The organism is Streptomyces sp. NPDC102270 (assembly GCF_044766405.1).
Lineage (GTDB): Bacteria > Actinomycetota > Actinomycetes > Streptomycetales > Streptomycetaceae > Streptomyces.
Genome location: NZ_JBIWLX010000011.1, coordinates 344,907 through 357,119, shown reverse-complemented (window position 1 = coordinate 357,119; position 12,213 = coordinate 344,907). Strand labels below are relative to the sequence as shown.

Here is a 12,213-nt window from a genome sequence, read left to right as displayed (position 1 = left end):
CGGTGCGGTACACAGTGCGCTGCTCACGCGGAGCAGATCGACGCTCCGGTCGGCCACGAGCACGTTTGTGTACGGCTGTACGCAGCCCGGGGAGCGGCGCGTGGCCGTCCTGGAGACTGCGTACATGTCCGTCACCGTGCTCTTCCGGCCCCTGGGGCCCTCGCGCTTACCGAAACGTCGTCCGGTCCGGTCGTCACCTGGGGCACCCCACCGCCGAGCGAGGGTTGCCGGTCAGCAAGCCAGGGCTTGTCGCTGACACTCATGACCGTTCTGGGCCGTAGTTAAGACAAATGCCCGAACGAATGTCAATCCTGGTCCAGCAATTGGAACGGTCAGGACGTGCGGGCGGTGTGCGAGGCCCAGTCCAGAATCTGTACGGCGGCCCCGGCGGCCTCCAGGCCCCGGCAATGGGCGTGGTGCCGGCGGGCGATGCCGTCGAGGTCGAGGTGGGTGCCGAAGGCCGGGTGGGCGGTCAGCCGGCGGGCGTAGGCCCACACGGTGGGGTGGTCGGCGATGCGCTGGACCGCGGCGGCGTCGAGGTGGTCGCGGTGCACGGTGTCGAGTTGCACCAGCGTGACCCACAACTCGACGTCGGCCGCCGTGATGTGATCCCGAATCAGATACGCGCGGCCTTCCAGCCAGCGCTCCAACGAGCCCAAGGTGCCCAGCAGTCGCTCCAGCGCGGCGGCGCGGTCCGCGTCGTCGCCGCCCGCCGACCCGGCCTGCTGTGCGGCCTGCTCGATGGCCCTGCCCATCCGCTCGACGGCGTCGGTCTCCGACTCTGCTCCGCACGGGTACAGCGCCGGACGGCCGCCGCCGAAGTGCCGGGCGAGGTCACGGGTGATGTCGGCGGCGTGGGTGCTGACGATCCGCCCCGACCAGTCGTCGCTGAGCACCGGCGCGACGGCCGCGCCGGTGTACCGGTGCGCGCTGGCCTCGTACAACGGGCGCAGCGCGGAATGCCCCCCGTCCGGACAGTCGGGGACCGGGTCCAGGAAGGTCACGGGACAGACGTCGTCGAGGCCGAGCAGGCTGTGCACGACGGCGATGCGCAGGCCGTCGGCACAGGCGGCGGCCAGGTGGAGCCGGTAGCGGCGCGGCACGGCGTAGTGCCCACTGCGCGCGTCCCGTCCGATCCTGCCCCGGAACGCGGGGGCCGGGTGGGTGGCAGGGACATGGGCGAGCGGTGTGACGGACATAGGTCTCCCCAGGGTGTCGGTGCGCAGACGTACGCGCGGCGGAAGCGTCGTCGGGCCGGAAGTGGGGGTCGGGACAGGGAGGGGGCGGGGCGGCTACGGCCGGGCTCAGCCCAGGGCCCTGATCGCGCTGCAGACACGCAGCAGGTCGATGTGCCGGCGGGAGGTCAGGAGAGGCGAAGGCCGAGGTGTACGGCTCACTCGGCCGATGGCCGGTTCAAGGCGCCCCATGTTTCCCTACCTGTTCACTAGGATTCCCATGGGGAGTGTCGATCGGGCCGGGGCGCACGTCAAGGGGGCGTCCACGAGGTGGCCGAACGCGGAGCGGGCGGAGCGCTCCTGGTCAATGCGACTCGCGGCTGACCTCCGAGCCGCTGGAGCCGACGAGGAAGTCGAGGTCGGCGCCCTGGTCTGCCTGTTGCACGTGGTCGACGTACAGCCGCTCCCAGCCGCGCCTCGGGTTCGCGAAGCCCTCCACGGTGGCCGTGTTCGGGGTGCGGGCGGCGAGTTCGCCGGCGGGCACCTCCAGGTCGATGCGGCGGGCGGCGACGTCGAGGCTGATGACGTCGCCGGTCCGTACGAGGGCGAGCGGGCCACCCGCCGCCGCCTCCGGGGCGACATGCAGCACGACGGTGCCGTACGCGGTGCCGCTCATCCGGCCGTCGCAGACGCGGACCATGTCCCGCACCCCCTGCTCCAGCAGCTTGGTGGGCAGCGGCATGTTGGCCACCTCGGGCATGCCCGGGTAGCCCTTGGGGCCGCAGCCGCGCAGGACCAGGACGGAGTCGGCGTCGACGTCCAGGTCCGGGTCGTCGACGCGGGCGTGGAAGTCCTCGATGCTGTCGAAGACGACCGCCCGGCCCCGGTGGCGCAGCAGATGCGCCGAGGCCGCCGCAGGTTTGATCAGTGCCCCGTCGGGTGCGAGGCTGCCGCGCAGGACAGCGATGCCGCCCTCCTCGACGAGCGGCCGGGCCCGGGTCCTGATCACCTCGGGGTCCCAGATCGGGGCGTCGGTGAGGTGGTCCACCAGGGACCTTCCGGTCACCGTCAGCGCGTCGGGGTCCAGGAGGTCGGCGACCTCGCGCAGCACGGCGAGCAGTCCGCCGGCCCGGTGGAAGTCCTCCATGAGGAAGCGCCCGGCGGGCTGGAGGTCCACCAGGACCGGGACCCGGGAGCCGATGCGGTCGAAGTCGTCCAGGGTCAGCTCGATGCCCAGTCGGCCCGCGATGGCGAGGAGATGGACGACGGCGTTGGTGGAGCCGCCGATCGCGGCCAGCGCCACGATCGCGTTGTGGAAGGACCCCTTGGTCAGGAAGGTGCTCGGGCGGCGCTCGGCCGTCACGAGCTCCACCGCGAGGCGTCCGGTGCCGTGCGCGGCCTCCAGCAGCCGGCTGTCCGGCGCGGGCGTTCCGGCCACCCCGGGGACGACCGTGCCCAGCGCCTCGGCGACCAGCGCCATCGTCGAGGCCGTACCCATGGTGTTGCAGTGCCCGCGGCTGCGGATCATCGACGACTCGGAGCGGGTGAACTGCTCCTGGGACAGGGTCCCGGCGCGGACCTCCTCCGACAGCCGCCACACGTCCGTGCCGCAGCCCAGCGGGGTGCCGCGGAAGGTGCCGGTGAGCATGGGGCCGCCGGGCACGACCACGGCGGGCAGGTCCACCGAGGCGGCGGCCATCAGCAGGGAGGGGATCGTCTTGTCGCAGCCGCCCAGCAGGACCACTCCGTCGAGGGGGTTGGCCCGCAGCATCTCCTCCGTGGCCATCGCCGCCATGTTGCGCCAGAGCATCGCGGTCGGCCGCACGTTGGTCTCGCCCAGCGACACCACGGGCAGGTCGAGGGGGATGCCGCCCGCCTCGTACACACCGTCGCGCACGGATCTGGCCACCTCGTCCAGGTGCGCATTGCAGGGCGTGAGGTCGGAGGCGGTGTTGGCGATGGCGATCTGGGGCCGGCCGGTGAACGCGTCGGCCGGGACGCCCCGGCGCATCCAGGCCCGGTGGATGTAGGCGTTGCGGTCCTGTCCCGCGTACCACTGCGCGCTGCGAAGGCCCATCGCTCGGCTCTTTCGGGTGATCGGTGCGGCGGTCTACCATCCGGAACGCGATGCAGCATACGCAGCCGTTCTCCGCTTCGACAGCCCCCGCCACGGACCGCGCCGAGGGCGACCGTCCCGTGGTACGCGACGACGCTGTCCGCCCGGTGCGGCGAGACGGCGTTCCCGGCCCCGTACGGCACCTCGTCCACGGTCCCCTGAAGGAGCCTCTGCGTTGAACGTCCCCTCCGCGGCGGGCCGGCCGATGCGGGCCTTCGTCCTCACGGCCCCCGGCGAGTTCGCGGTCCAGGAGGTGCCCGCGCCCGTCGCCGCTCCCGGTGAGGTCGTCGTCGACGTCGAGCGGGTCGGCGTGTGCGGTACCGATCTGGAGTTCTTCACCGGTGCCATGGCCTACCTCCACCAAGGGCACGCCGGCTATCCGATGCGGCTGGGCCACGAGTGGGCCGGCCGGGTGCGTGCGGTGGGCGCCGGGGTCGATCCGGGCTGGGTCGGGCGCCGGGTCATGGGCGACACCATGCTCGGCTGCGGGACCTGCCGCCGCTGCCGGCGGGGACGCCGGCATGTGTGCGAGAAGCGGGAGGAGGTGGGCATCCGGGGCGGCCGAGCGGGCGCCCTGGCCGAGCAACTCGCGGTACCCGCACACTCGTTGCACGTCCTGCCGGACTCCGTGGACCCGCAGCTCGGTGCGCTCGTCGAGCCCGGCGGCAACGCCCTGCGGGCCGCGCGGGCCACCGGTTCGGGGCCCGGCGACCGGGTCCTGGTACTGGGGCCGGGCACCATCGGGCTGTTGGTCGCGCTGTTCGTCCGGGCTGCCGGGGCGGAGGTGCACCTGATGGGCGCCACCGAGGGCTCCCTCGCCTTCGCGCGCTCACTGGGCTTCCCGCACGCCTGGCGCGAGGACACGCTGCCGGACCTGCCGTTCGACGCGGTCGTCGACGCCACCAACGCGGTCCGTCTGCCCGCCCTGGCCCAGGAACTGGTCGAACCGGGCGGGCGGCTCGTGTACATCGGGCTGGCCGGCGAGCCCAGCCGGATCGACACCCGCACGCTCGTCCTGAAGGACGTGACGGCGGTGGGCGTCCTGTCGGCCTCCCCCGGGCTGGACGCCACCATCAGGGCGTACGCCGACAAGGTCATCGACCCGAGGCCGCTGGTGGCCGCCACCGTCGCACTGGACGCGATCGGCGCCGTACTCGCGGGCGAACGCCCACCCGGTGCCAGGGCCGGCCCGAAGATCCACGTCGATCCCGGCCTCGTCTGAGACCGTCTTCGCAGCGGACGCGGTCACGAACGGAGGCTGGCATTCCGCCGACGCGCTGATCAGACTCGGTCCGACAAGGACACCGTCGACATGTTCGACGACCAGACATGCTCGACGAGACGAAGGATTCAGCCCCGTGAACTTCAAGGTGCAGCCCACCGCCCAGGTCGACGAGACGGCGGCGATCGGCGAGGGGACGACCGTCTGGGATCTGGCCCAGATCCGCGAGGACGCCCGGCTGGGCAGCGGATGCATCGTGGGCCGGGGCGCCTACGTCGGCCCCGGGGTGCGCATCGGCGACAACGTGAAACTCCAGAACTACGCGCTGGTCTACGAGCCCGCCGTACTCGGCGACGGGGTGTTCGTCGGCCCGGCCGCGGTCCTCACCAACGACTACTTCCCCAGGTCGGTGGACCCGGAGGGCAAGCTGAAGCGCGGCGGCGACTGGCAGGCCGTGGCGGTGGAGGTGGCCGAAGGAGCGTCCCTCGGGGCCCGCTCGGTATGTGTGGCACCGGTCCGCATCGGCCGCTGGGCACTGGTCGCGGCGGGCGCCGTGGTGACCCGGGACGTGCCCGACCACGCGCTCGTGGCCGGCGTTCCGGCGCGCCGCATCGGCTGGGTGGGGCGGGCCGGCGTACGACTGGTCGAGCGGGAGGGCGAACCGGGCCTGTGGGAGTGCCCCGAGACGGGGGCGCTGTACGACGAGAAGGACGGCGGACTCGTCGAGCGCGCATGACTCCCGTTTCCGCCAAATCGCAAATCTTCGAACATTCACCGGCATAACATGTGTGCGATCTGTGCAGACCAAGCACAATGGGCGCACGAACCAGTAGTGCCCAGGGGGGGTTACCGGGTGGAAACACCTATGCCTGAAATCGGGATCGGCACCAGCTCCGACGTCTGACGTCCGCCTGCCTTCCACCGCCCGGCCGTCCGCGCCGCGGCGCTCACAAGTCTGCGCAAAAACAGGGGGGTTGGTGTGACCAACCGATGAGCATCACACGTCTGGCCGCGCTCGGCCAGGAGGATCCGACGCTGCTCCCACTCGCCCGGCGACTCCTCGCGGTCGCCGAGTCGGGGCTGCCGTCGATGCTGCTGCCCGGCGGCGAGGCCTTCGCCTTCACCATGGCCGGGCGCCAGACGGCCGCCGGTTCCTGGACCCTGGAGCGGCGCGGGACCAGCACCCGGTACGCGGCCATCACCGCACTGGGTGTCCGGTTCCTCCCGGAGGACCGCCAGCGCGCGGTCCTCGGCGGGCGCACTGCCGAGGAGTTCACGGGCCTGCTGATCGAGTCGCTGCCCGGCGTCACCAACCTCGGTGACGCGGCGCTCATCGCCTGGGCCGCCGCCGAGACCGGACACCCCAAGCTGTCCGACGCGCTGGCCCGGGTCGACGCCCTGGACGAGGAGGACCGGCCGCAGTACACCGTCGAGGCGGCCTGGGTGCTGTCCGCCCTGGCGGCCGCTCGCGACACGGTCGACGTGGAGAGACGTTTCTCCTCAGCTCGCGACCGTCTGCTGCGGGCCCGCATCGGCGACAACCCGCTCTTTCCGCACGCCACCGGGCCCGGCCTGGTGCCCTGGTACCGGGCTCATGTGGCCTGCTTCGCCGACCAGACGTACCCGCTCCAGGCCCTGGCCCGCGCCCACGCGAGCGACGGGGCCGGCGATCCCGAGGCGCTGGCCGCCTCCGAGGCGTGCGCCACGCGCATCTGCGAACTCCAGGGCGACGGCGGGCAGTGGTGGTGGCACTACGACGCGCGCACCGGCCAGGTCATCGAGGGCTACCCGGTCTACAGCGTCCACCAGCACGCGATGGCGCCGACCGCGCTGTTCGACCTCACCGACGCCGGCGGCAGCGACTTCGGCGCGGCGATCCGCAAGGGCCTGCGCTGGATGACGGAGGTGCCCGAACTGGCCGGACACCCCGAGCCGATGATCCTCGACGAGCTCGGCGTGACCTGGCGCAAGGTCTACCGGGGCGACCCGAAGAAGGCCGTACGCGCCGCCCGGGGGCTGTCCACCCGCGTCGCTCCGGGCCTGCGCCTGAAGAGCCTGGACCGGGTGTACCGCCCGCTCTCCGTGGACCGCGAATGCCGGCCGTACGAGTTCGGCTGGATGCTCTACGCCTGGCACGGGGGACGAATATGAGCGAGCGCCAGACCCTGTTCGGGGTCGAACTGGACCCGCTGACCATGGACGAGACCGTCGAGCGCTGCCTCGGGGCGGTGCGGGACGGCAGACAGCTGGAGATCGGCGTGGTCAACGCCGCGAAGCTGGTCAACATGCGGCGCGACCCCCGGCTCGCCGAGGCCGTCTCCGGCTGCGATCTGGTCCTCGCCGACGGCCAGGCGGTGGTGTGGGCCGGCAAGGTCCTGCGCGCCCCGCTGCCCGAGCGGGTGGCCGGTATCGACCTGTTCCTGCGGCTGTTGGCCGAGGCCGAGTCGGCGGGCATCTCCGTGTACTTCCTGGGCGCCAAGGAGGAGGTGCTGGAGGAGATGCTGCGCCGGGTGGCCGACCGCTTCCCGGCGCTGAAGGTCGCCGGCAGCCGCAACGGCTACTTCGACGACTCCCAGCAGGAAGCCGTCGCGGGCGACATCGCCCGGAGCGGCGCCCAGATGCTCTTCCTCGGCATGACCTCGCCGAAGAAGGAGATCTTCACCGCCGCGTACGGCGCACAGACCGGCGCCCGGGTGGTGCACGGGGTCGGCGGCTCCTTCGACATCCTCGCCGGGGTCACCAAGCGGGCCCCCGCGTCCTGGCAGCGGTTCGGTGTCGAGTGGCTCTACCGCGCGCTCCAGGAGCCGCGCCGGCTGGGCAGGCGCTACGTCACCACCAACACCGCCTTCCTTCTCATGACGGCGCGGGAGTTCATCCGGCTCATCCCGCAGGCCGCTCCCGCGAACAGGAGTCATTGATGCGTGTCGTCGTGGTTGGACAGGGATACGTCGGCCTGCCGCTGGCCATCCGAGCCGCCGAGGTCGGCCACGAGGTGATCGGCTACGACGTCGACTCCCGACGGGTCAAGAGCCTCGCCGCCGGTGAGTCCTTCGTCGAGGACGTCACCTCCGAACGGATCCGCGCGGCGCTGGACAGCGGTGCCTACCGGCCGAGCGAGTCGGCCAAGGACTGCGGCGGTTTCGACGTCGCCGTCGTCACCGTGCCCACCCCGCTGCACGAGGGCACGCCCGACCTGCGGTACATCCGCGAGTCGGCCATCACCCTGGCCCGCTATCTGAGACCCGGGGCGACCGTCATCCTGGAGTCGACCACCTATCCCGGTACGACCCAGGAGATGTTCGCCCCGATCCTGGAGGACGGCTCGGGGCTGACCGCGGGCACCGACTTCCAGCTCGGCTACAGCCCCGAGCGGATCGACCCCGGGAACACGGTGTGGGGTTTCAAGGAGACCCCGAAGGTCGTGTCGGGTGTCAACGAGGCCTCGCTCAAGGCCGTCCAGGACTTCTACGACGAACTCGTCGACACCACGGTGCCGGTGGGCTCACCGAAGGAGGCCGAGCTCGCCAAGCTCCTGGAGAACACCTTCCGGCATGTGAACATCGCGCTGGTCAACGAGATCGCGATGTTCGCCCACCACCTGGACATCGACGTCTGGCAGTCCATCGACGCGGCCTCCACCAAGCCCTTCGGCTTCATGCGGTTCACCCCCGGCCCCGGCGTCGGCGGCCACTGCCTGCCGATCGACCCCTCGTACCTGTCCTGGCGGGTGCAGCGCGAACTCGGCCAGAGCTTCCGGTTCGTGGAGCTGGCCAACGACATCAACAACCACATGCCCGAGTACGTGACGCGCCGCATCAGCGACCTGTTCAACGAGCGACGCCGCTCGGTCAACGGGTCGCGCATCCTGCTGCTCGGCCTGGCGTACAAGAAGAACACCGGTGACGCGCGTGAGTCGCCCGCCCTGCGCATCTCGCAGCTGCTGCTCGACATGGGCGCCCAGGTCAGGGCGGCGGACCCGCACGTCGTCGAGAGCCTGCCGGTGGACACCCGGCTGGTGCGGGTCGAACCGACGCCCGAGGAGCTGGAGTCCGCCGACGTGGTGGTCCTGCTCACCGACCACGACGCCTTCGACTACGACCTCGTCGCCGCGCACGCCCCCTTCGTCCTCGACTGCAGGCGTCGGCTGCCGTCCGGACCCACGATCGAGGTGCTCTGAACCATGCCGCGCATCGTCTGCGTCGCCGGGGCCCGCCCCAACTACATGAAGATCAAACCGGTGATGGACGCCCTGGAGAGCCGGGGCGCCGAGGTGATCCTCGTCCACACCGGGCAGCACTACGACCCGGCCATGAACGACGTGTTCTTCGCCGATCTCGGCATCCGCCCGCCCGACCGCTTCCTCGGGGTCGGTTCGGGCAGTCACGCCGAGCAGACCGGACGCGTGATGACCGCGTTCGAGCCGCTGCTCACCGAGCTCACCCCGGACATCGTCGTCGTGGTCGGCGACATCAACTCCACCCTGGCCTGCGCCCTGGTCACCGCCAAGGCCGGGCCGCTGCTCGCCCATGTCGAGTCCGGGCTGCGCAGCCGGGACTGGAGCATGCCGGAGGAGGTCAACCGGGTCGCCACCGACCGGGTCAGCGACTATCTGCTGGCCCCCTCCCCCGACGCCGCCGACAACCTGCGCGCCGAGGGGTACCGGGACGACCAGATCCACCTGGTCGGCAACGTCATGATCGACACGCTCCTCACCAACCTGGAGCGGGCCAGGGCCTCGGACGTCCTGGACCGGCACGGCCTGACCAGGGGCGAGTTCGGGCTGGTCACCCTGCACCGCCCGGCCAACGTGGACGACCCCGAGGTTCTCGCCGGGCTGCTGAAGGCACTGGGCGAGATCGCCGGCCGGCTGCCGTTGCTGCTGCCCGTGCATCCGCGCGCGGCCGGCCGGCTGGCCGAGCTCGGCGTACCCGGCGGCATCCGACTGGTGCCGCCCGCCGGGTACCTGGACTTCATCGCCCTCCAGGACGCCGCGCGTGTCGTCCTGACCGACTCGGGCGGCATCCAGGAGGAGACCACCGCTCTCGGCGTGCCCTGCGTGACCCTGCGGGACAACACCGAGCGGCCCATCACCGTCGAACAGGGCACCAATGTGCTGGCCGGCCGGGACCCGGCCCGGATCGTGTCCGTCGTGAACCAGGTGCTCGACGCGCCTCCCGCACCGCGTCGGCCGGAACTGTGGGACGGCCACGCCAGTGACCGGATCGCCGAGGTCCTGCTGGAGGGAGGCACGGCGCACACCCGACCGAGGCCCACCGATCGAACGTTCCCCATATGATCCGCTTGCAACATATGCTCGTCGAACGTTTGGGCGCGAGGGGGGACCACCATGGATCTCGCTGAGATCTTCCGGGTGATGCGCAGGCGCTGGTACGTCCTGCTGCCAGGACTGCTGCTGACCATCGGCCTGACCGTCGCCGTGGCCATCACGGTCCCTGTCACCTATCAGTCGCAGAGCACGGTGGTCCTGCTGAACTCCGAGAAGGCCACCAAGGCCTACGACGGCAACCCCTTCCTCAGCAGCCAGACCTCGCTGACCGGCATGGCCGACAGCCTGGCCCGCAACCTCAACTCCGACGTCTCTCTCCGGGAGCTCAAGTCCCGGGGCGCCACCGGCACGTTCGAGGCCAAGCTCGCCGACAACGCGCAGGGGCCGCTCATGTGGCTCACGGTGACCGGCACGGACAAGAAGGCCGTCCTGAAGTCGGACCGCCTCCTGACCGAGTACGCGAACGAGCGGCTGGTGGAGTTCCAGAAGCAGCAGTCGGTCAGCGAGAACGCCAGGATCCGCATGATGACGATCGTGGCCCCGCAGAATCCGGCCGCGCAGACCAAGACCCGGCTCGAGTACATGGTCATGGCGGGCGGTCTGGGGCTGGTTCTGAGCCTGGTCGCCACCTTCTACGTGGAGGCGCGCCGACGCCCCCGCCCGCCGGCGGCACCGCAGGAGGAGCCCGCGCAGCCGGTCGCCGACCGGGAGCCGGCGCCCGAAGCGGCGGAATCGGTCGCCGAGCAGACCATGGCCCTGCGGACGCCGCCCAGTTGGTCGCGGTCCGCCGAGAAGAGGCGCGCCGACGGGCCGCGGGCCGGGCGGTCCGTCATGACCGTGGCGCCCGCAGCCGAGGCGCTCGACGAGGAGCCGACACATGGACAGCGTTCGCACACCGGACAGCGAGAGAGCTGAGACGGGCGACAGCCCGTCGTCTCCCGCCCCTGCCTCCCTCGGCAGCAAGGTCCGTTCCGCGGCCCGCTGGAGCCTGATCAACACCTTGGTCATGCGCCTCGGCAACTTCGCCACCGGCATTCTGCTGGCGCGGTTCGCGCTCGGGCCCGCGGAGTGGGGCGTCTACGGCATCGCACAGACCGTGCTCCTGGTCCTGCTCTCCGCGAACGAACTGGGCGTGAGCCTCGCCATCATCCGCTGGGAGGGCGACCCGCGCCGCTTCGCGCCGACCGTGCTGACCCTGAGCGTCCTGTCCAGCGGCCTGCTGTACATCGCCCTGTTCGTCTCGGCGCCCGCGGTGGCCGGGCTGCTCGGCTCACCCGACGCCTCGGGTGTCCTCAGGGTGATGTGCCTGTGCCTGGTGATCGACGCGGTGGCACACGTGCCCGCCGGCATCCTGACCCGGGAGTTCGCGCAGGGCAGGCGGATGGTCATCGACGCGCTCAACTTCGTCCTCAGCACCGCCGTGACCCTGCTGCTGGCCTTCCACGGCTGGGGCGCGATGAGCTTCGCCTGCGGCGCGGTCGTGGGCAACGTGGCCGCGCTCGTCGGCTGCGCGATCGCCGTCCCCGGGACCCTGCGGTTCGGCTGGGACCGCGAACAGGCCCGCGCCCTGCTGAAGTTCGGGCTTCCGCTGGCCGGCGCGAGCCTGCTCGCCCTGGCCGTCGTCAACGTGGACACGATGGTCGTGGGCTCCTCCCTCGGACAGATCTCGCTCGGTTTCTACGTCCTGGCGTTCAACATGTCCGGCTGGCCGGTCCGCGTCATCTCCGAGGCGGCCCGCAGGGTCTCCTTCGCGGGCTTCTCCCGCCTGGCCGACTCCCCGCAGGCCCTGGCACAGGGCTTCAGCCGCGCCCTGGCCGTCCTGGTCACCGGCACCGTGCCGCTGTGCGTCCTGCTGGGCGGCCTCGCGGCCCCGGTCATCCACCTCGTCTACGGCGGCAAGTGGCTGCCCGCCGCAGAGGCGCTGCCGTGGCTGATGGCCCTGGGCCTGATCCGCATCGTCTGTGAACTGGCCTACGACTGTCTCGTCGCGGTCGGTCAGCGCCGCTCGCTCATCCTCGTCCAGGGTCTGTGGGTGGCCGCCCTGATCCCGGTCCTGATCGTCGGCTCCCGGATGAACGGCATCATCGGTGTCTCCCAGGGCCATGTCCTGGTCGGCGCCGGTCTGGTCGTCCCCGTGTTCCTCTACGCGCTCGCCCGCGCCGGGATCGGCCTCGGCCCCGTCGCGCGGGCCTGTGCCTGGCCGTTCCTCGGGGGCGCGGCGATGACCCTGGTCCTCCTCGGCGCCAAGCGGCTGCTGGGCGACGGCACCCTGGCCCTGTTCGCCATCGCCGCGACCGCCCTGGCCTGCTACGTGGTGTGCGTGCTGCCCAGCCGCCGTTTCCTGCTCGGCCCCCGGACCCCGGAGACCGCATGACGACGCTCCGCCGACTCCTCGTCGGCCTGGCGCTTCTCC

Annotated in this window: 11 protein-coding genes and 1 riboswitch; of the genes, 8 read left to right on the top strand and 3 right to left on the bottom strand. The window is 71.6% G+C overall.

Translation table 11 applies throughout. The annotated features are described in order from the left end of the window. Positions 1–157: 157 nt before the first annotated feature. A riboswitch (SAM riboswitch) is annotated at positions 158–267 on the bottom strand. Between the two features lie 65 nt (positions 268–332). The 3 genes from ACIRP7_RS24925 to ACIRP7_RS24915 all read right to left on the bottom strand — a co-directional run bounded on the left by ACIRP7_RS24925 (position 333) and on the right by ACIRP7_RS24915 (position 3,252). Further along, the gene (locus ACIRP7_RS24925) at positions 333–1,199 is read right to left on the bottom strand and encodes a glutathione S-transferase C-terminal domain-containing protein (RefSeq protein WP_403663494.1); all 867 of its coding nucleotides are present in this window, start codon (positions 1,197–1,199) and stop codon (positions 333–335) included. A 105-nt stretch (positions 1,200–1,304) separates the two neighbouring features. Then, the gene (locus ACIRP7_RS24920) at positions 1,305–1,427 is read right to left on the bottom strand and encodes a putative leader peptide (RefSeq protein ID WP_352380456.1); all 123 of its coding nucleotides are present in this window, start codon (positions 1,425–1,427) and stop codon (positions 1,305–1,307) included. Positions 1,428–1,539: 112 nt separating this feature from the next. Then, positions 1,540–3,252 carry an IlvD/Edd family dehydratase gene (locus tag ACIRP7_RS24915; RefSeq protein ID WP_403663492.1) on the bottom strand — a complete coding sequence of 571 codons (1,713 nt, stop codon included), beginning with the start codon at positions 3,250–3,252 and terminating at the stop codon, positions 1,540–1,542. 244 nt (positions 3,253–3,496) lie between these two features. On the opposite strand from ACIRP7_RS24915, the gene ACIRP7_RS24910 reads away from it, so the two are divergent. The 8 genes from ACIRP7_RS24910 to ACIRP7_RS24875 all read left to right on the top strand — a co-directional run bounded on the left by ACIRP7_RS24910 (position 3,497) and on the right by ACIRP7_RS24875 (position 12,174). Then, entirely contained in the window at positions 3,497–4,513 is a 1,017-nt protein-coding gene (locus ACIRP7_RS24910; protein WP_403663604.1) for a zinc-binding dehydrogenase, read from the top strand. Between the two features lie 136 nt (positions 4,514–4,649). Next, positions 4,650–5,249 (top strand): acyltransferase, encoded by a 600-nt coding sequence (locus ACIRP7_RS24905; protein ID WP_403663489.1) that lies wholly within the window; start codon positions 4,650–4,652, stop codon positions 5,247–5,249. Between the two features lie 254 nt (positions 5,250–5,503). Continuing rightward, entirely contained in the window at positions 5,504–6,664 is a 1,161-nt protein-coding gene (locus ACIRP7_RS24900; protein ID WP_403663486.1) for a hypothetical protein, read from the top strand. After that, a complete protein-coding gene (locus tag ACIRP7_RS24895) occupies positions 6,661–7,431 on the top strand; it encodes a WecB/TagA/CpsF family glycosyltransferase (protein WP_403663484.1) in 771 nt (256 codons plus the stop codon). Before ACIRP7_RS24900 ends, ACIRP7_RS24895 begins: the two co-directional genes overlap by 4 nt. Next, on the top strand, positions 7,431–8,690 hold the full coding sequence (locus tag ACIRP7_RS24890; RefSeq protein ID WP_403663482.1) for a nucleotide sugar dehydrogenase: 1,260 nt from the start codon (positions 7,431–7,433) through the stop codon (positions 8,688–8,690). The genes ACIRP7_RS24895 and ACIRP7_RS24890 overlap by 1 nt, the downstream gene beginning before the upstream one ends. Before the next feature lie 3 nt (positions 8,691–8,693). After that, the gene (gene wecB / locus ACIRP7_RS24885; RefSeq protein WP_403663480.1) at positions 8,694–9,809 is read left to right on the top strand and encodes a non-hydrolyzing UDP-N-acetylglucosamine 2-epimerase; all 1,116 of its coding nucleotides are present in this window, start codon (positions 8,694–8,696) and stop codon (positions 9,807–9,809) included. A 51-nt stretch (positions 9,810–9,860) separates the two neighbouring features. Further along, positions 9,861–10,715: a Wzz/FepE/Etk N-terminal domain-containing protein gene (locus ACIRP7_RS24880; RefSeq protein ID WP_403663478.1), complete on the top strand. Its 855-nt coding sequence runs from the start codon at positions 9,861–9,863 to the stop codon at positions 10,713–10,715. Then, entirely contained in the window at positions 10,678–12,174 is a 1,497-nt protein-coding gene (locus ACIRP7_RS24875) for an oligosaccharide flippase family protein (RefSeq protein ID WP_403663476.1), read from the top strand. Before ACIRP7_RS24880 ends, ACIRP7_RS24875 begins: the two co-directional genes overlap by 38 nt. Positions 12,175–12,213: the final 39 nt, after the last annotated feature.